17 protein-coding genes are annotated in these 19588 nt (G+C 64.1%); 5 read left to right on the forward strand and 12 right to left on the reverse strand.

Annotation, left to right across the window (positions count from 1 at the left end; genetic code table 11):
- Positions 1-84: 84 nt before the first annotated feature.
- The 3 genes from M3G19_RS00760 to secG all read left to right on the forward strand — a co-directional run bounded on the left by M3G19_RS00760 (position 85) and on the right by secG (position 2456).
- A complete protein-coding gene (locus tag M3G19_RS00760; RefSeq protein ID WP_210573382.1) occupies positions 85-1305 on the forward strand; it encodes a phosphoglycerate kinase in 1221 nt (406 codons plus the stop codon).
- A gap of 20 nt (positions 1306-1325) precedes the next feature.
- Entirely contained in the window at positions 1326-2111 is a 786-nt protein-coding gene (gene tpiA / locus M3G19_RS00765) for a triose-phosphate isomerase (protein ID WP_259899910.1), read from the forward strand.
- 108 nt (positions 2112-2219) lie between these two features.
- Positions 2220-2456 (forward strand): preprotein translocase subunit SecG, encoded by a 237-nt coding sequence (secG, locus tag M3G19_RS00770; protein WP_076599434.1) that lies wholly within the window; start codon positions 2220-2222, stop codon positions 2454-2456.
- A 12-nt stretch (positions 2457-2468) separates the two neighbouring features.
- Here the strand turns inward: secG and M3G19_RS00775 are convergent, their stop codons facing one another.
- Positions 2469-3323, reverse strand: coding sequence for a tol-pal system YbgF family protein (locus tag M3G19_RS00775; protein WP_259899914.1), 855 nt, complete (start codon positions 3321-3323; stop codon positions 2469-2471).
- Positions 3324-3632: 309 nt separating this feature from the next.
- Between M3G19_RS00775 and M3G19_RS00780 the strand changes: the two genes are divergently transcribed.
- A complete protein-coding gene (locus tag M3G19_RS00780; RefSeq protein WP_259899917.1) occupies positions 3633-4700 on the forward strand; it encodes an HNH endonuclease signature motif containing protein in 1068 nt (355 codons plus the stop codon).
- A gap of 117 nt (positions 4701-4817) precedes the next feature.
- Here M3G19_RS00780 and pgl read toward each other — a convergent pair whose 3' ends face one another.
- From pgl to M3G19_RS00810, 6 genes are all read right to left on the reverse strand, one after another.
- Positions 4818-5546 (reverse strand): 6-phosphogluconolactonase, encoded by a 729-nt coding sequence (gene pgl / locus M3G19_RS00785; protein ID WP_259899920.1) that lies wholly within the window; start codon positions 5544-5546, stop codon positions 4818-4820.
- 37 nt (positions 5547-5583) lie between these two features.
- Positions 5584-6519: a glucose-6-phosphate dehydrogenase assembly protein OpcA gene (locus M3G19_RS00790; RefSeq protein WP_259899922.1), complete on the reverse strand. Its 936-nt coding sequence runs from the start codon at positions 6517-6519 to the stop codon at positions 5584-5586.
- A 26-nt stretch (positions 6520-6545) separates the two neighbouring features.
- Complete coding sequence (gene zwf, locus M3G19_RS00795; RefSeq protein WP_210573373.1) at positions 6546-8087, reverse strand: glucose-6-phosphate dehydrogenase; 1542 nt, start codon at positions 8085-8087, stop codon at positions 6546-6548.
- A gap of 118 nt (positions 8088-8205) precedes the next feature.
- Positions 8206-9282: a transaldolase gene (tal, locus tag M3G19_RS00800; protein WP_259899924.1), complete on the reverse strand. Its 1077-nt coding sequence runs from the start codon at positions 9280-9282 to the stop codon at positions 8206-8208.
- 41 nt (positions 9283-9323) lie between these two features.
- On the reverse strand, positions 9324-11456 hold the full coding sequence (gene tkt / locus M3G19_RS00805) for a transketolase (protein ID WP_259900222.1): 2133 nt from the start codon (positions 11454-11456) through the stop codon (positions 9324-9326).
- 136 nt (positions 11457-11592) lie between these two features.
- Positions 11593-12801 (reverse strand): CapA family protein, encoded by a 1209-nt coding sequence (locus M3G19_RS00810; protein WP_259899925.1) that lies wholly within the window; start codon positions 12799-12801, stop codon positions 11593-11595.
- Positions 12802-12979: 178 nt separating this feature from the next.
- Between M3G19_RS00810 and M3G19_RS00815 the strand changes: the two genes are divergently transcribed.
- The gene (locus M3G19_RS00815; RefSeq protein ID WP_259900223.1) at positions 12980-13915 is read left to right on the forward strand and encodes a heme o synthase; all 936 of its coding nucleotides are present in this window, start codon (positions 12980-12982) and stop codon (positions 13913-13915) included.
- 5 nt (positions 13916-13920) lie between these two features.
- On the opposite strand, the gene M3G19_RS00820 is transcribed toward M3G19_RS00815, so the two are convergent.
- From M3G19_RS00820 to mptB, 5 genes are read right to left on the reverse strand one after another with little or no spacing between them, the layout of a single operon-like run.
- Positions 13921-14886 (reverse strand): quinone oxidoreductase, encoded by a 966-nt coding sequence (locus M3G19_RS00820; RefSeq protein WP_259899926.1) that lies wholly within the window; start codon positions 14884-14886, stop codon positions 13921-13923.
- Between the two features lie 45 nt (positions 14887-14931).
- Positions 14932-15903 (reverse strand): heme A synthase, encoded by a 972-nt coding sequence (locus M3G19_RS00825; RefSeq protein WP_259899927.1) that lies wholly within the window; start codon positions 15901-15903, stop codon positions 14932-14934.
- Between the two features lie 43 nt (positions 15904-15946).
- Positions 15947-16738 (reverse strand): ABC transporter permease, encoded by a 792-nt coding sequence (locus M3G19_RS00830; RefSeq protein WP_259899929.1) that lies wholly within the window; start codon positions 16736-16738, stop codon positions 15947-15949.
- 4 nt (positions 16739-16742) lie between these two features.
- Positions 16743-17717 (reverse strand): ABC transporter ATP-binding protein, encoded by a 975-nt coding sequence (locus tag M3G19_RS00835; protein WP_259899932.1) that lies wholly within the window; start codon positions 17715-17717, stop codon positions 16743-16745.
- A 5-nt stretch (positions 17718-17722) separates the two neighbouring features.
- Positions 17723-19429: a polyprenol phosphomannose-dependent alpha 1,6 mannosyltransferase MptB gene (mptB, locus tag M3G19_RS00840; protein ID WP_396121722.1), complete on the reverse strand. Its 1707-nt coding sequence runs from the start codon at positions 19427-19429 to the stop codon at positions 17723-17725.
- Between the last annotated feature and the right edge of the window lie 159 nt (positions 19430-19588).

Below are 19588 nucleotides of genomic sequence, written 5' to 3' on the forward strand. Positions count from 1 at the left end.
CCAAACGCGATGCCCGGGTAGAGTGCAATCTCGCACCCTGTCCGGGTTTTGCTCGTTTCACCCTGATTCCAAGGAGTAAAAATCATGGCTGTACGTTCCATCGACGAACTGCTCAAGGAGGGCGTCGACGGACGCCACGTGCTCGTCCGCTCTGACTTCAACGTCCCGCTCGACGACGACGGCAACATCACGGACGCCGGACGCATCGACGCGTCGCTGCGCACCATCAAGGCGCTTATCGACGGCGGCGCCAAGGTCATCCTCACCGCCCACCTCGGCCGCCCCAAAGGTGAAGTCAACCCGAAGTACTCCCTAAAGCCTGTGGCAGAGGCCCTGTCCGACAAGCTCGGTCAGTACGTCGCCCTGGCATCCGACGTCACCGGCGAGGATGCTCACGAGCGTGCCAACGGCCTGTCCGAGGGCGATGTCCTCCTCGTCGAGAATGTGCGTTTCGACGGCCGTGAGACCTCCAAGGACGAGTCCGAGCGCGGCACCTTCGCCGACGAGCTCGCTGCCCTGGCCGCAGACAACGGCGCCTTCGTCTCCGACGGCTTCGGCGTTGTCCACCGCGCACAGGCCTCCGTGTTTGACGTAGCGAAGCGTCTTCCCGCTTACGCCGGCTACCTCGTCCAGGACGAGGTGGAAAAGCTCGCCTCTGTCAAGGACAACCCGACCTCCCCGTACGTCGTCGTGCTCGGTGGCTCCAAGGTCTCCGACAAGCTCGGTGTCATCGAGGCGCTGGCCGAGAAGGCCGACAAGGTCATCATCGGCGGCGGCATGTGCTACACCTTCCTCACCGCGCAGGGCCACAACACCCAGGCCTCCCTGCTGCAGGAAGAGATGGTGGACACCTGTAAGGAACTCATCGAGAAGTACGGCGACAAGATCGTCCTGCCGGTCGACCTCGTGGTCGCCTCCGAATTCGACAACGATGCCGACCGCAAGGTCGTCGACCTCGACGGCACCCCTGAAGGCTGGATGTCGCTCGACATCGGCCCGGAGACCGCCAAGAAGTACGCAGAGATCATCGCCGACTCCAAGACCGTGTTCTGGAACGGCCCCATGGGCGTGTTCGAGAAGCCGAACTTCGCCGACGGCACCCGCGCCGTCGCCCAGGCCATGATCGACGCCACCGCGAACAACGGCTCCTTCACCGTCGTCGGCGGCGGCGACTCCGCAGCATCGGTGCGCACACTCGGCCTCGACGAGAACGGCTTCTCCCACATCTCCACCGGCGGCGGCGCGTCCCTCGAGCTCGTCGAAGGTAAGGAACTTCCGGGCGTCGCCGTCCTGGAACAGAACTAGAGCGAAAGGAGCCACTACTAATGGCACGCACACCACTGATCGCCGGCAACTGGAAGATGAACCACGACCACCTCGAGGCCATCTCCCAGGCGCAGCGCCTCGCATTCGCGCTGCCGGGCGACTACTACGAGGATGTCGACGTCGCGCTCACCGTCCCCTTCACCGATTTGCGGTCCCTGCAGACCCTCGTCCAGGGTGACAAGCTGAAGATCACCTACGGCGCCCAAGACGTCTCCGCCCACGAGTCCGGTGCCTACACCGGCGAGATCTCCGCGGCGATGCTGGCCAAGCTGGACTGCACGTGGGTCGTCGTCGGCCACTCCGAGCGCCGCGATTACCACAACGAGTCCAACGAACTCGTCGCCTCTAAAGCCAAGGCCGCACTCGACAACGGCATCAGCCCGATCGTCTGTGTCGGTGAGCCCTTGGAGGTGCGGGAGGCAGGGGAGCACGTGGGCTTCGTCGTCAAGCAAACGCGCGAATCTCTCGCTGGCCTGTCTACCGAGGAACTCTCCAAGACCGTGATCGCCTACGAGCCCGTGTGGGCCATCGGCTCCGGCAAGAGCGCGTCCGCCGAAGACGCCCAGGAGATCTGCGCCGCAATCCGCGGCCTCATCGCCGAGCTTTCCGACGACACCGTCGCCTCCTCCATCCGCATCCTCTACGGCGGTTCCGTGAAAGCCGACACCATTGCCGACATCATCGGCCAGCCCGATGTCGACGGTGGCCTCGTCGGCGGCGCATCCCTCGACGGCAACGACTTCGCCAAACTCGTCGCCGCCGCAGGCGACGCAGTCCGCGCCTAGAGGCCCTCACCCCAAAGCTTCCCCGGCACGTCGATGCTGGGGAAGCTTGCCCGTTCATGTAACATGTGAACGGTTAACCGCCCGTACCCGATATGGAGGCATCTTCACATGACCCTCGCACTGCAGATCATCCTCGTCATCGCATCCCTGCTGATGACTGTCTTCGTTCTGCTGCACAAGGGCAAAGGTGGCGGCCTGTCCTCCCTCTTCGGCGGCGGCGTCCAGGCGAACCTGTCCGGTTCCACCGTCGTGGAGAAGAACCTCGACCGCTACACCGTGGCCGTGGCGATCATCTGGATCGTCTGCATCATCGGCCTCAACCTGATCCAGGCATACGGCCTGTAAGAATCAGACCGCCTAAATCAGCCCCTGATCCTTCAAGAACTGGAGGTAACGCGGGGGCTCTTCTTCAAAAATCTCCGGGACCATCATGTATGCCGCGATGAGCCCGTTTGCGGCTGGTCGCTCGTAGCCGAGCTCGTACTCGCACTGACCCAGCCGCAGTTGGATATACGGGTTCTCGATTCCGCCGGGGGATTGCGTTGCCTCGAAGAACGCATCGCGGGCGGCCTGCCAGTCACCAAGTTCTATTAGGGCATCGCCCATTGTGCCGAAGAACCACATGGCCCCGTCCGCCAACCGGGGATTACCCAGAAGTGCCAAACCTTGGTGGCACAACTCGATGGCAGAACGGTAATCCTCGGCATCCATCAGATCATTGATGCGCTCGGCGAGTTCTTGCACCTCCGGTGAGTCGACTTCGGATTCCTGTGCGGGATTTTCTTCGGGACTGGTGATCTCACCCGTAGCGACAGCCACATAAGTCTTGTCCTTGCCGAACCCGGCCGTACCGAACTCTTCGTACAGATCGGAAAAGATCGCCCGTGCCCGCTCTTTGGAGCCAACGTGCCATTCGATCACACCCTCGTAGAACCGGCGTTCCTGGTCGTCTTCCGGGTACCACCGGGCGAAGCGGTGGAACCACCGAGCCATGTCGTTGTAGGCGCCCAGTCGCATCATCTGCGCCAATGCGGTGTTCAGAATGAGTTTGAGCTTCTCGGTGTCTTCCTCATCACCGGGGAACATGGCCCACATCTGGTTGTACAAAGCGACCAGCGTCGAAGCGTCGCCCTGCTCTACCGCTGCGTCGATGCGAGGATCCAGCTCTTGTTTGAAAATGCGTTTGAAGTTCTTCCAGGCTGCTTCATCCATTGGTGCTCCTACGGGTCGTTGTGCGCGGACTTGGTTATCCGGCCTTGCGCCCGAATGTAGACGAATATGTAGTTGTCCAGTTTTGAATTCGCTGGGCGTTCACTGATCTCGATGTCGACGACGGCCTTCTCCCGCTTTCGCTTGACGACGCCACTCTGTCTCCCACACCACCCCGCCCACGCCCTTTCACCGGCGTGCGGCGGGGTTTCGGCCATTTCTGTGCCCTGTGACCTGCCTGTTTAGGCGATGTCTACTGAAGTAGACATTGTTTGGTGGATCTCGGGTTGCGGGGCGTTTAACGTTTGTGTCATGAACCAATTCGCGGCGCATGTGGGCGCAGGCAATGCTATCGACTTGCTGGGGAGTTTCGATGCCCAGCAGCTTGTCGACGCCGGTGCTAACCCCACCCGCGTTGCCGATTGGAAAGGCGTCTACGAGGTCTACTACGGAAAGACTCGATTTTCCCGCCAGCAGGCTAATGCTGTTCGTGTTGCCCGCCAGACGGCGAAGTCACTGGATCAGTTGGTGCTCATCGAGCAGCGAGTCCGCAAGTTGGGCACGGAGAAAGAAAAGTGGAAGATCCGCCTGGCGTTGTTGTCTGTGCGCGGGAACTATGAGACGTTGAAGCGCCGCGCCAAAGACATCGTTCCTGAGGTGGATACACCTGCTCCTGAGTCGTCGGTGCGGTTCGGTAAGGAGCGGAAAGGTAAGCGCACTTTTAGTGCTACTGGTGATGCGAGTGATATCGCTGCTCTTGAGTACGCCCTGCGCCGAAACCTGGATGCTAATCGTCCTGAGGGTCCGCAGATGTACGAGGCGTTCCACGACCTACTGCACAACGATGGTGCTGTCGCTGATGCTGTCCCACGCCCGCTGGTCCAGATTCCGTTGCCGGATTACATCTCGATCCTCGGCGGCCAAGGCGATGACACCATCCTGGGGCTGTCTGATGGCACCACAATGACTGGTGCGGAGTACTTGATGCACCATCACTCCAAAGACCTTGAGGTGGCGTTGTTTCACCCGCAGGCAGGTCCGGTGAACCTGTATAACACGAAACGGTTCGCCAATAAGAAACAACGCGACCTCGCCCGGGCAACACTGACGACGTGTCCTGTGCCGGATTGCCGGCATGCTGCCGATAACTGCGAGGTCCACCACATCACCCCCTGGGCCCGCGGTGGGCCGACGAATATGAATAACCTGTCGGTGTTGTGCAGGTACCACAACCGCACCAACGACGATGACCCCGACAGGAACAACAGGGGTCGAATACAGATGCGCGATGGGACACCGACATGGATCTCACCGCGCGGAACACCAGTGGCGAACAAGACACACCAATACGGTGCCATGCACCTACTGTTCGGGAAATAGCGAAAAGGCCGCAGACACAGTCTGACCACGCTTATCGCGTGAGTCAGGCATGTCCACGGCCAGTTCGGCACGCCCGAAAACTTGCGCAGGGCCTGCGCCAGAGTGCTGGGAGAAGAGCTACTGCGCCGGGGTGAAAGCGTCCTCGGTGACGAAGAGCGTGGTATCCGCGAGGGCGGGAACGCGCGTGACGGGCCATTCGTCGGAGGGCTCGCCGTCCACGAGGTGGCTGATGGCTTCGGCCTTCTCGGAGCCGGAGACAAGGAGCCAGACCTGCTTCGCGCGGGCAACGGCGGGAAGCGTCAGGGTGATGCGCTCAGCGGGCGGCTTCGGGGAGTCGGTGACACCGACGACGAGCTTGTCTTCTTCGCTCAGCTGCGGCGAGGAGGGGAACAGCGAGTTGATGTGGCCGTCGGGGCCCATGCCCAGGAGGTGGAGGTCGAAGCCTCGGGGAGCGTGCTGGTGGATGGCGTTGGAGTAGTTCGCGGCTGCGTCGTCGAGCGGAAGGTTGCCGGGGCGATAGCCGTGAATATTGGACTCCGGGATATTGACGTGGTTGAGCAGGGCGTACCGTGCCTGTCCTTCGTTGGAGTCCGGGTCGTAGACGGGGACGTTGCGCTCGTCGCCGAAGAAGACGTGGATGCGGGACCAGTCGAGGTTCTTGGCGCGTACGAGGCGCGACAGGAGCTTGATGCCGGCGCCGCCGCCGGTGAAAACTACGCGTGCGATTCCGTCCCCGTGCACACCGCCGGTATCGGAGGTGATGATCTCGGTGACGGTGTCGACGAAGCGGGCAGAGGCTTCGTCGATAAGCACATCGAGATTGGGGACGTTCTCGACGGTAATCATTGCTATCGCTCCTTCAAAAACTGCTTGCCTTATGACTCTAGACAAAATTCACGTTCGACAGTGACCGCAGCGCCTGCGAGTACGCCCAGTCGGGGTCGAGGTGGCGGAGTTCCTCGGAGAGGCAGTCGGCGTCGCTGCGGGTACTCATCGCGACGAAAGAATCGGGCATCCCCGGCACGCGCACGCGGATGCTTTTATCGTCCTTGACGCTGACGGACACGGGCCCGGATGCGCGTTCGAGGGTGAGGCGGCGGATGGGAAAGAGCCGCGACGGTTCGCTCGCGGTTTGTTCGCTGCAGATGCGGGCGACAGGCGCGTCGAGGGCGGAGGAGAGCCAGGCAGCGGCGATGTCGACGCTCGGGTCGTCGGCGGGCCCGTCGATCTCGACGGCGGTGACAGGCTCATGCGGGTAGCGGTCCAAGGCGGAGGCAACGACGCCGCGCCAGTGCGTGATGCGGGACCACAGCATGTCGGAATCGCCAGGGCAGTAGCCGTTGGCGAGACGCAGCAGCGAGTTGCCGTCGACGTTCTCGCGGGCGTTGGTGATGCGGCGGTGCGCGAGTTGCCCGAGCGGATGCTCGGCGGGAAGCGCGGGAGCGGTCGACGGCCACCATGCGACGATCGGGGTGTCCGGAAGCAAAAGAGGCGTGACGACGGACGCGAGGTTGTTCGCCAACTCCCCGTGCAAATCCATGACGATGATTTCGGAGGCTCCTGCATCATCCGCGAGTATCGCTTGGGCGTCGAGAACGTTGTCGCCGTCGGGGTTGCCGGTGATGAGCATGAGCACACGCGAGGGGTGCTCATGGGAGGCGGTGCGGACGTGGTCGAGGATGGATTCGACGTCGTCGTGGATGTCTGCGACGACGATGAGAGTGAGCACACGGCCGGTAGCCAGCGAGTAGTTCTCCTGGGTGTCCAGCAGAAGCTTCGTGATCTCCCGGGTGGAGGTGTCGGACATGGTGATGATCATCTGTGACTCTTTTTTCGTCCTTAGGTCTACGGGCGGCGCCAGGTCCGTCCGTGGGCGGCCATCATTTCGTCTGCGGAGGTGGGGCCCCAGGTGCCGGCGGCGTATTCGTCGGGGCGGCCGTTTGCGGCCCAGTAGTCGAGGATGGGATCGAGGATTTCCCAGCTGCGTTCGACTTCGGCGGCGGTGGGGAAGAGGCCGGTTTCGTCGAGAAGCGCGTCGAGAATGAGGCGCTCGTACGCTTCCGGCGACTCCTCGGTGAAGGCTTCGGTGTAGGAGAAGTCCATGTTGACGTCTCGGACTTCCATGGTGGAGCCGGGGACCTTGGAGCCGAAGCGGAGCAGGATGCCTTCATCGGGCTGGACGCGGATGACGAGTGTGTTCGCGCCGAGCTGGCTGGTCAGGCCTGGGCCGAATGCTTCGTGCGGGGCCTTTTTGAACACCAGCGCGATCTCGGTGACGCGACGTCCGAGACGCTTGCCGGTGCGCAGGTAGAACGGCACGCCAGCCCAGCGGCGCGAGTTCACGCCGAGGGTGCACGCGGCGTAGGTCTCGGTGGTGGACTCGGGGTCGAAGCCGTCCTCTTCGCGCAGGCCGAGGACTTGCTCGGAGCCCTGCCACCCGGCGGTGTACTGGCCGCGGGCGGTGGTCTCTTCGAAGGGGCCGATGGGCTTGGTGGCGCGGAGAATCTTGAGTTTTTCGTAGCGCAGCTGCCGCGGGGAGAAAGACACTGGCTCATCCATGGCCACCAGTGCGAGGAGCTGGAGGAGATGGTTTTGGATGACGTCGCGGGCGGCGCCGATGCCGTCGTAGTAGCCGGCGCGGCCGCCGAGTCCGATGTCCTCGGCCATGGTGATCTGGACGTGGTCGACGAATTGGGCGTTCCAGAGCGGCTCGAACATCTGGTTGGCAAAACGCATGGCCAGGATGTTCTGGACGGTCTCTTTGCCGAGGTAGTGGTCGATGCGGAAGACGGCGCGTTCGGGGAACACGGAGTTGATGGTCTCGTTGAGTTCGCGCGCGGTGGCGAGGTTGTGGCCGAAGGGCTTCTCGATGATCACGCGGCGCCACTGTCCGTCGCGTGCTTTCGCCATGCCGGTGCGGTCGAGCTGGTCGATCACATTGGAGAAGTACTCCGGCGGCACGGACAAGTAGAAGGCCCAGTTGCCGGCGGTGCCGCGGGTCGCGTCCATGTGGTCGAGGAGCTCGGCCATGGAGTCGAAGGCAGCGTCGTCGTCAAAGGCGCCTTGGACGAAGTGCATGCCTTCGGCGAGGCGGTCCCAGACGTGCTCGTCGAAGTCGGTGCGGGCGCCTACTTCGACTTGTTCGCGGACGTAGTGTTCGAATTCTTCCTTCGACCAGGGGCGGCGGCCGAAGCCGACGAGGGTGAAGCCAGCGGGCAGGAGTCCGCGGTAGGCGAGGTCGTAGATGGCGGGCAGCAGTTTCCGCTTGGCCAAGTCACCGGTCACACCGAAGATGACCATGCCGGAGGGGCCGGCAATCCGAGGGAGGCGCCGGTCAGCATGCGAGCGGAGGGGGTTCTTCCATTCTTCGGGTGCCGGGTTCGACACAGGCGTTGGCCTTTCGTCTGGTGGGCTGGGGCTGGGTGTGCCGCACGTGATGCGTCGCGGCCACGATTCCAATTAAGAAGATTAAACCTTAAATGGGCTGCCGCGACGAAGGAATTGGCTATTTCAAATTCTCGAGCATGGAGTCGAGCAATTCCTGCCACGCATCGACGAACTTGTCGACGCCTTCGCGTTCGAGGACGGAGACGACGTCGTCAAGCTCAATGCCCACGGCGGCGAGCTGCTCGAAGACGGCGCGTGCCTCGTCGGCGGTGCCGGTGAGCGTGTCGCCGCGGACATTGTCGCCGTTGAGCGTGGCGTCGATGGTCGGCTCGGGCATGGTGTTGACGGTGTCGGGGCCCGCGAGCTCGACGACGTACATGTCGGCGGGGTAGTCGGGGTTCTTCACACCCGTGGATGCCCAGAGCGGGCGCTGTTTGTTGGCGCCATCCGGCAGGTCGTTGAGCGTATCGAGGAACAGCTGGTACGCTAGGCGCGCGTTCGCGATGCCGGCCTTGCCTTTGAGCGCGCGTGCTTCGTCGGTGCCGATCGCGTCGAGGCGGTTGTCCACCTCGGTGTCCATGCGGGAGACGAAGAAGGAAGCGACGGAGTGAATCCCGGAGACGTCGTGCCCGTTGGCGGCGGCCTGCTCAATGCCCGCGATGTAGGCGTCGATGACCTGCTTGTAGCGCTCGACGGAGAAGATGAGCGTGACGTTGACGGAAATCCCCTCGGCGAGCGCCTGCGTGATGGCCGGCAGGGAGGCGTCGGTGGCGGGGATCTTGATCATCACGTTCGGCCGGTCGACGAGCTCCCACAGTTCCTTCGCGTGGGCGACGGTGGCTGCTTCGTCGTCGGCGTGGCGCGGGTCGACCTCGATGGACACGCGGCCGTCCTGGCCGTCGGTGGCGTCGAAGACGTCGCGGAACAGGTCGCAGGCGTCCTGGACGTCTTTGACGCTCATGGCGTACACAGCTTCGTCGACGCCGACTTTGCCCTCTTTGAGCTCGGCGATCTGCGCGTCGTAGGCGGTGCCAGAGGACATGGCCTTGGCGAAGATCGCCGGGTTCGTGGTCACGCCGGCCAGGGACTTGGCGGCTTTGATTTCGGCGAGGTTGCCGCTCACGATGCGTTCGCGCGACAGGTCGTCGAGCCAGGTGGAGGTGCCGGCTTCGGCAAGGCGGTCAATTGCGGTCATGGGTAGCTCCTTTTCGCTTATCGACGTTTCCCTGTTTTCCCTTACACCCCGTCCCCTCGCACGGGACCGCGCTGCGGGTCAGCTGCCGAGTCGGCGGTGCGGGTGCGCACGGAGTCGAGGGATTCGCGGGCGGCGGCGACGACGGCGTCGGTGGTGAAGCCGAAGCGCTCGAAGAGTTCTGCGCCCGGTGCGGATGCGCCGAAGTGCTCGAGGGAGACGTTGCGGCCCTGGTCGCCGGTGAAGCGGAACCACGGCATGGCCACGCCCGCTTCGACGGAGACGCGGGCGAGGACGTCGCGCGGGATGATCTCGTCGATGTAGGAGCGGTCCTGCTGGAGGAACCAGTCCATCGACGGCATGGACACGACGCGGGTGGCGATGCCGTCCGCCTCGAGTTCCTTCGCCGCCGCGACAGCGAGCTGGACCTCGGAGCCGGAGCCCATGAGGATGACATCGGGCGTGCCGGTGGAGGCTTCGACGAGGATGTAGGCGCCGCGTGCGACACCGTCGATGGCCTTCTCCTTGGTGCCCTCGAGAACGGGGAGGTTCTGGCGGGACAGAGCGAGAGCCTTCGGCTGCGGATCGGCCTCGAGGGCGGCCTTCCAGGCGGCGGCGGTCTCGTTGGCGTCGGCCGGGCGGATCACCGCGAGGTCCGGGATGGCGCGCAGGGCGGTCAGCGTCTCGACGGGCTGGTGGGTCGGGCCGTCTTCGCCGAGGCCGATGGAATCGTGGGTGAAGACGTAGTAGCCGTCGATACCCGAGAGAGCCGCGACGCGGATGGAGGGGTAGAGGTACTCGGAGAAGATTAGGAAGGTGCCGCCGTAAACGCGGGTGTTGCCGTGCAGCGCGATGCCGTTCATGATCGCGCCCATGCCGTGCTCGCGGATACCGAAGTGCAGGTTGCGGCCATAGGGGTGCGCGGTGAACTTCTCGGTGGAGATCGACTCCGGGCCGAACGACGGCTCGCCCTTGATCAGGGTGTTATTCGAGCCGGCCAGGTCGGCGGAACCGCCCCACAGCTCAGGCAGGGTCTTTGCCAGGGCTTGGATGGATGCCTCGGAGGCCTTGCGCGTGGCGATGCCCTTCTCGTCCGGCTCCCACGTCGGCAGCTCGTCAGCCCAGCCTTCCGGCAGTTCGCGGGCGGTAAGGCGGTCCAAGAGGGCCTTGTTGTCGGGGTTGGCGGCAGCCCAGGCGTCGAAAAGCTCTTGCCATTGCTTGTGGGCCTCGGCTCCGCGCTCGGTGAGCTGGCGGGTGTGCGCAATGACGTTGTCCTCGACGGGGAAGGACGCATCTGCGTCGAAACCGAGGACTTCCTTGACCGCTGCGACCTCGTCGGCGCCGAGTGCTGCGCCGTGGACAGCACCGGTATTCATCATGTTCGGGGCGGGGTAGCCGATGACCGTCTTGACACGAATCATGGTCGGCTTCGCCGTCTCGGCCTTCGCCTTCTCGACAGCATCGAGGATCGCGGTGACGTCTTCGCCGGATTCGACGGTGAGCGTCTGCCAGCCGTACGCCTCGTAGCGGGCGAGAACGTCTTCGTTGAAGGCGATCTGGGTGTCGTCCTCAATGGAGATGCGGTTGTCGTCCCAGAAGGCGATGAGGTTGCCCAGCTGCTGCGTGCCCGCGAGGGAGCTGGCCTCGCTGGTCACGCCTTCCTGCAGGTCGCCGTCGCCGGCGATGACGTAAATGAAGTGGTCGAAGGGCGACTTGCCGGGAGCTGCCTTCGGGTCGAAGAGGCCGCGCTCGCGGCGCGACGCCATCGCCATGCCGACTGCCGACGCGAGACCCTGGCCGAGCGGACCCGTGGTGATCTCCACGCCGGCGGTGTGGTTGTACTCCGGGTGGCCCGGGGTCTTGGCGCCCCAGGTGCGCAGAGCCTTCAAGTCCTCAATCTCGAGGCCGAAGCCGCCGAGATAGAGCTGAATGTATTGCGTCAACGACGAGTGGCCGTTGGACAGCACGAAACGGTCGCGGCCGATCCAGTGGGGATCAGCCGGGTCGTGGCGCATGACACGCTGGTAGAGCGTGTACGCCAGCGGGGCAAGCGACATCGCGGTGCCCGGGTGGCCGGAACCGCAGTTCTCCACTGCATCTGCGGCGAGCACACGCACGGTGTCCACTGCGCGGGTGTCTTCTGCAGTCCAGTCCTCCGGGTAGCGGGCCACAGTCATGGCCTGCAGTTCGACGGGGAGCGACGCGGCGGGGTTGTTCTCGAAAGTCACAGTGTGTGTCCTCGCTTACCAGTGTGTTGGAGCTAACTAACTCTTTACACACTAGTGGTATTCAGCGGGCGGGGACCGAGGCGGGTCAGTCGAGGTAGTCGACGACCTCGACGTCGGTGTACGTGTTCATCAGCGCGGTGATGTCGGCGCGGGCGCTGACGGGGTCGACCCAGCCGAGGGAGGCGGCATCGGCAAGCGGAATGACCTTGTACTCGGTGGTTTGCGGCTTGCCGACGGTGTAGGTGGGCATGAAGCGGATCTTGTCCAGCGTGAGCGTGCCGTCGGTGCGGCGGGTGATGGTGTATTCGCCGATGCCGCCGTACTTGGTCTGCTCGTCGTACTGGCCGTGGAGGAAGTTGCCGTGCGAGAACCAGACACCCAGCCCCGGCTCGCTCTCCGGGTAGCGCTGGAACGGCTCAAGCACGTGGGGGTGGCCAGCGAGGACGAAATCGGCGCCAGCGTTGCGGGCAGTATCAGCCGCGTCGATCTGCGATTGGACGGGCAGCGATTCGTATTCTTCGCCGGCGTGGAGGTTGACGATGAGGATGTCGACGTCGTCACGCAGCTGTTCGATATCGCGCTTCATCAGCTCCGGATCGATGAGGTTCACCGCGTGTTCCTCCCCGGCGGGCACGGGGATTCCGTTCGTGCCGTACGTGTAGCCGAGGAAGCCGACTTTCAGCCCGTTGCGCTCGATCACGCGCGGCGTCGCACGGTCCTGCGGGGAGTCGAAGCTGCCCATGTACAGCATTTCGCGTTCGCGCAGATTGCTTGTCGACGCCTTGACTCCCTCCGTTCCCCGATCCATCGAGTGATTGGTCGCGTTGTTGACGATGTCCACGCCCACCCCTTTGAGCGCGTCCACGATTTCCGGCGGGGAGTTGAAAGCTGGGTAGCCCGACAGTTCGAATTCGGGGCCGGCGACAGGGACCTCCATATTCGCGGTGGTGATGTCCGCGTTCTCCATGTGCTTTTTCACCGTTTCGAACATCGGCGCGAAATCGTAGTCCTGGCCGCTACCTTGAGCTTTTGCCGCCGCGTCGAAATAGACCTCGCTGTGAATGAGGATGTCACCGACGGAGCGGAACGTCACCGATGCTTCTTCCAGCTCCGGTTCGGCTTTGTCTTCTGATGACGGGTCGGGTGCGTCGGTATCGCCGGAAGACTGCGCCGGGGAAGCCTCGGTCGCGGAGCTCGCATTGGGGGCATCAACGCCGTCGCCGATCGTGCAGCCCACGAGTAGAACACCGGAGCAAAGCACAGCGGCGAGGGTCGTTGCGATACGGGGTTTCATAAGTAGTTATCTAACAACATATGTGGGTGAAAAGCGCGGTAATTTCATGCCGGTGCGGGCGGAGACTAGGATGCCAAGGGCGTAGGAAAGCGGGGGACGTCGATAAGCGCGGGAACTTGTGCGCGCCTTGTTACGACTAGTCCCCTAGTCCAAAAACCGCGTCGAATGAGGAGTTGTGTTGGAGACCATCAAAGCGTACTTCGCGCTGACTAAGCCGCGAGTCATCGAGCTTTTGCTGGTCGCCGCTATCCCCGCGATGCTGCAGGCCGACCGCGGCGAAGTGCACGTTTGGCTCATCCTGGCCACGCTGTTCGGCGGCTGGATGGGCGCCGCGGCCGCGAACACGTTCAACATGGTCGTCGACTACGACATCGACCAGAAAATGGGCCGCACCCGCGCCCGCCCACTCGTGCGCCACACGGTGACCAAAGAACGCGCCCGCATCTTCGCGGTCGTGCTGCTCGTGGCGTCCGTTCTGTGGCTCGGGCTGGTGTGTGGCTCGTGGCTCGCCGCGTTCTTCATCCTGTTGACGAACTGGTTCTACATCTTCGTCTACACGAAATGGCTCAAGCGCCGCACCTGGCAGAACGTCATTTGGGGCGGGGCGGCCGGCTGCATGCCGGTGCTCGTCGGCTGGGCTGTCATCCGCGGCCATGTCACCGACGGCAGCGCTGACCACTGGTGGCAGGCCATTGTCCTGTTCATGATCATCTTCTTCTGGACTCCGCCGCACACCTGGGCGCTCGCCATGAAATACCGGGACGACTACGAGCGCGCGGAAGTTCCCATGCTGCCCGTCGTGGCGACCCCGGTGGAGACGACCCGCCAGATCGTCATCTACTCGTGGCTCACCGTGATCACGTCGCTGCTGCTCGTGCCGGCTGCGTCGTGGGTGTACTTCGCTATTGCGCTGCTGTCGGGTGGTGTGTTCTTGGTCATGGCGACGCGCTTGCACTCCGGTGTGAAGGCCGGCGGCGACGTCAAGCCGCTGAAGCTGTTCATTCTGTCGAATAACTACCTTGCGGCGTTGTTCCTCGGCTTGTCCGTTGACGCGGTCTTCGGGCTGCAGACGCTGGGCGATCTGGTCGGCGGCGGACTCGGCTCGATCGGTTAAGCAGGTTAGTCGGCGACCTTCAGGACGATTGAACCCGTCGTCCTGCGCCCCTGCAGATCCTTGTGGGCCTGGGCGGCATCCGCGAGAGCATAAGGCTCCTGAACGCGGAGGGTGAGTGCACCGTCGTCGACGGCACGCACGATGGCTTGGGCACGCATGCGGAATTCGTCGTCGGTGGCGGTGTATGCGCCGATCGACGGTCGCGTCAGGAAGATCGACCCGTGCGTGTTGAGCACCTGCGGGTCAATCGGGTCCACCGGGCCTGAGGCTGCGCCGAAGAGGCATACGAGACCGCGGGGGCGGACGGCTTCGAGGGATTCGGTGAAGGTGTCTTTGCCGACGCCGTCGTACACCACATCCACGCCGCGGCCGCCGTTGCGGCGACGCACCATTTCCGCGAGATCGTCGCTGTAGCGGAAGACTTCGGTGGCGCCGGTGTCGTAGGCGAGCTTTTCTTTCTCGTCGGTGGAGACGACGGAATAGACCGCGGCACCCTGCGCCGCGGCGAGCTGCGTCAACAGGAGGCCCACACCGCCCGCGCCCGCGGTGATGAGCAACGAGTCGCCCTGCTGGGTGTCGCGCACACCGTAGAGCAGGTAGTGGGCGGTGATGCCCTGGAGGAGCATCGTCGCGGCGACGTGCGGATCGATAGTGTCGGGCACGGCAACGAGGCGACCGCGGTCGACGCAGACATATTCGGCGTAGGAGCCGGTGGCGGAATCCCACGCCACGACGGTACCGGGCGCGATGGTGCCAGAGGGGTCCTCGACGACCTCGCCGCAGCCCTCCAGCCCCGGTGTGAACGGCAGCACGGAGTGATAGATGCCTTCGCGGTAGTAGGTGTCGATGTAGTTGACACCCGCGTAGGCGACCTTGACCAGAACTTGGTCGGGGTTGGGGGAGGGGGCGGGGACGTCGGCAAGTTTGAGGACGTCAGGTCCGCCGTGTTCGGTAATCTGGATAGCTTTCATACGTATCCAGGTTACGCGTGGTCAGGTGAGCTGCGTAGGCCTTTTCTATGACGAGCTGGTGTTGTACTGCTGCGGCTCCAGCAGCGGCATGCGTCGGTTGCCGTGGGCGAAGAGGAACGCGGTGAAGGCGACGACGACGCCGGACATGAGGATATGAAGCGGAACGGTCCAGCGCGGCACGCCGAGGTAGAACTGGCCGACGCCGATGGCCCACTGCACGGCGATCATCGCGATGAGAACGAGGGACGACTTGAAGGCGTCTTTCGGAGCGTTGTCGCGCCGCAGGATGTACACCGCGATGAGGGTGAACGCGAGGTAGACGTACATGGCGGCGGCGTGAACGTAGGCGAGCGTGCGGGTGGGCAGCTCGAGGCGGCCTTCCATGCCTGCGGCGGCATCGCCCGAGTGAGGGCCGGAGCCGGTGACCATCGTGCCGGTGACCAGCACGACGCACAGGGCGACGGCCGCGGCGACAACCAACCAACGCGCGGTCGAAGAGTAGCGGCGCTCGGGCACGATGTCGTCGGGTTCGGCGATGCGCATGTACAGCACGGCGGCGACGAAGACGAGGATCATCGACGGCAGGAAGTGGATAGCCACGGACCACCAGCGCAGGTCGAGCAGCACGGAAATGCCGCCGATGACGGCCTGCACCAGAACGCCGACGCCGGAGACGACGGACAGAGCAATGATTTCTCCGCGGCGGTTGGCCCGCAGTATGCCGATGAACAGCACGATCGTCGCGGCAGCCACGACGAAGGTGAGGGTTCTGTTGCCGAATTCGATGAGCTGGTGCACCCACGGGTTCGCTCCCGGGACTGGGAAGAGGGAACCCTCGTGGCACAACGGCCAGGTATCGCAGCCGAGGCCGGAACCGGTGACACGCACGAGTGAGCCGGTGAAAGTGATGCCGGCTTGTGCGAGGAGCACGATGAGGGCGAAGATGCGCTGCGTCTTCACCGTGGGGACGCTTTTGAGACGCTCCCAAATGCTGGAGGTCGTGGCGGTGGTACTCACGGTCGGAGTGTGCCTTTCACGTGGTCGAGTTAATGGTGTCTGACTATCCGTCGAATCTGAACCAGCGAATGGTTCCCGCGACGGCGAAGATGGCCCACCCGATCAGGGCTAGCCAGGCCCAGGGGTGGATGGTGGCGGATAGGGCGCCGTCCATGGCGTCGGCAAGCGCGACGGAGGGTACAAGGTCCCATATGCCGGGTGTGCCGAGTTTCTCGGCGTAGACGACCCAGCCAAGCACCGCCAGCAAGACCAGCCAGATGAAGTTCGCGCTGGCGAGCACGACTTCGGACGATTGGGTGCCGCCAAGGAGCAAGCCCAGCGCAGTGAAGGCGGTGACACCGGCGAGCAAGGTAAAGAAACCGAGCACAGCGCCGCCGGGGGAGATGCGCCAGCCAAGCGCAAGAGCGATGCCGCTGAGGACGACGATCTGTACAAGGACGGTGGCGAGCACGCCGAGCACCTTGCCCGCGATGATCGTCCAGGCCGGGACGCCGGAGGCACCGGTGCGCTTCAACGCGCCGTATCGACGATCGAATGCCAGTGAGATCGCCTGCCCCGTGAACCCGGCCGACGCGGCGGCGATGGAGAAGACCATGGTGACGATCTGGTCCACGCTCGTCTGGTCGCCGAGCACCGGAACGACGGTCGCGCCGATGAGAATGGCCGCCGGGATGAGCAGGTTCACGAGGATCTGTTCGCCGTGGCGCAGCAGCAGGATCGCTTCGATGCGGCCCTGCGACGCGATCATGCGGGCGGCACTCGCGCGCTGCGGGGCGGGAGTGAAGGTCCCGGGGTCGAACCGTCCGGGGGCGAGAGTTTCAGAAGTGTCAGTCATAGAATCAGGCTCGTAGCTCACGTCCGGTCAGATCAAGGAAGACGTCCTCGAGGGTGCGGTGGTGCACGCCGAGTTCCTTGATCAGGACATTTTGCCGGGCAGCTTCGGAGGCGACTGCAGAGATGATCTGCGGATCGCCGGCGGAGTGGAGGCGGTAGGTGTGGGGGGAGTCGTCGATAAGCGATGCTTCTGTGGAGATCGCCTTAAGGTCGAGCGGACCGTCGGTGCGGATGCGCAGGGCGGGGTGGTCGCCGGCGTCGATGAGTTCCTGCGGAGTGCCGGTGGCGACGAGTCGGCCGCGGTCGATGATGACCACATAGTCCGCTAGTCGTTCCGCTTCGTCCATCAGGTGCGTGGTCAAGATGACCGTGACTCCGTCCCGGCGCAGCGAACCGATCAGTTCCCACACAGCGCGGCGCGATTGCGCATCCATGCCGGCGGTGGGCTCGTCGAGGAAGACAAGCTCCGGGCGCCCGATGAGCGCCAACGCGAGCGATAAGCGCTGTTGTTGGCCACCGGAAAGCCGCCGGTAGGTCGTCGTTGCGACCTCGTTCAAGCCGAGCGTGTCCATGAGCCAACCCGGATCGAGCGGATCCGCGTTGTACGACGCGGTGAGCTCGAGCATTTCCTTCACGCGGATGCCCGAATACGACCCGCCGCCCTGGAGCATGATGCCGATGCGTTCGCGCACTTTCTCGCCGTCGCGCTGCGGATCGAGGCCCAGCACTGAAATCGAGCCGCTGGTGGGGGACGTGAAGCCCTCACACATTTCAATCGTGGTGGTCTTGCCGGCGCCGTTCGGGCCGAGCAAAGCCAGCACTTCACCGCGGTGGGCAGTGAAACTGATGTTGTCGACGGCTGTGACGGACCCGAAGGTCTTGACCACGTTGCGGACCTCGAGCGCAGCATCGCGCGCCTCGCCCGCGGCATGGCGGGTCGGCGCGGAGCCGGTTCCGCTTGAAGCTCGTGCAGATTTCATCGGGTTTAGTGTAGAACTTTTTGTCCACGGACCCTTAACCACGCCCACGCGCCGGCGCCAATGACGGCGGCGGCGAGAAGCGCGTTGACGTAGATCGTCGCCACGGCATCGGGCGGCAACGCGAGGCCACGGGGAAGCACGACGAAGCTGAAAAGTGCGGAGTAGGCGGCGGTACCTGCGCGGAAGAAGGTGCGGTTGGCCCAGCCGGCGAGCGGCATGATGCCCCACAGCGGGTACCACGGATGCACGACGGGGAAGAGGAGCACCAAAACGAGAGTGGCCACGCCGAGCCCCCCAACGGGGTGAACCGTGCCCCTGTAGGTGGCCCACAGCATGCGGACGATGAATCCGACGGCGATGAGAAGGCCGGCGGTGCGGGTGATGACGAGTGTGGCTTCAGAGTGGTCGCCAAGCCCGAGCAGTTGGCCGATGAACGCGGAGATCACGCCGATATCAGTGGTCATGGACAGCCAGCTGCGGATCGTGGCGGCGCCACCTTGCCCGGTGACCCAGCCGAGGCCGATGCGGGTGACCACGGTCGCGAGAGCAATAGAAGCGACCATGATTGCAGACTGGACAAGCACCGCCCCGGCAATGCCGCGCGCGCCGCCCCAGCGCCGGGCGAGCGCCATCCCGACGAAACCGAGCGCCAAAAAGCCGGTCACTTTCACCATGCCGGCGCAGCTGATCAGCACGCCGGAGCCGATCAGCAACGCCCATCCAGACCAGCCTGGGCCGCCGATCTTGTCGACACCGCGGAGTCCGAGTTCAAGACCGACCAGGAGGATTCCCATCATGATCGCCTCGTTGTGGATGCCACCGATCAAGTGCAGGATCACCAGCGGGTTCAGCACGCCGAGCCACACCGCGGCAGCAGGGTTGACGTCGCAGCGCCGCGCGAGAGCAACGATCGCCCACGCGGCCGCAGCTACGCCGAGCAGCGATAACAGGCGGTGACAGATGACGCCCCAGAAGATCGACGACCCAGTGATCTGCGCGATCACCGACGAAATGCCGAGCGCCACCGGGCCGTACGGCGACGGCGATTCAGCCCAGATGAACGGCACGCTGCGCGCGAGCGGGTGTTCCTGCCCCAGTAGTTCCACGGGTCCTGCGGAATACGGGTCCATGCCGTCCGCGACGATCGCGCCCTGCGCCAGGTACGAGTAAATGTCCTGCGTGAACAAAGGCGCCGTGAAGATCAGCGGCAGCACCCACGCGCCGAACGTGCGGAGGAGGACAGCGACGCTCACGCGCGGTGCGCCGCCGCCCGCGCCGACAAACGGGCCCATCAGCAGCCACGCGAGAACGAGAAAGGCAACGCCCACAAGCACCACGCTTGACGACGCCAACATCATCCTCCCCATCAACGCCCCCAATGGGAGCGAAGTGAAAGAGGTGGCTGACCCGTCCACCACCGGCAAAGCGCCGCCGCCGAGTCCGCCGAGACCGATGAGGATGGTGCCCACCAGCCCGACCACACGGAGCAACTCGAAGCGGTTGCGCTCCCAAATGGAGGGGGTGGGTGAGGGGGAGGGGGTGTCAGGGTGCCCGTCGTGAAGCTCCGCGGAGCGTGAACCAGGGCGACCGAAACGCGGTAGCTCACGCGTGATGAACCAGACCGGCGAATGCTTGCGGCGCCCGAAAGCTCGGCGGGTGGGACCACCCGGGCTTGCTTTCGTCGCTTCGTTGGAGCGGGGCACCGAATTCACACACGCAGTGTACTAAACGGCCCAGACGACACTGTCAGTGCAGCGCCCGTCACAGGGCCTATGAGCGTGCAACACCGGTCACACAACACACCTTGAAGTAGGCCGGAATTTAGAGCACACTAGTGTTGTCTAAAGGTTGAGAGGAAGAAAGGAGCGGAC

Origin of the sequence: Corynebacterium sp. p3-SID1194 (assembly GCF_025144155.1) — a bacterium.
Classification (GTDB): Bacteria; Actinomycetota; Actinomycetes; order Mycobacteriales; family Mycobacteriaceae; genus Corynebacterium.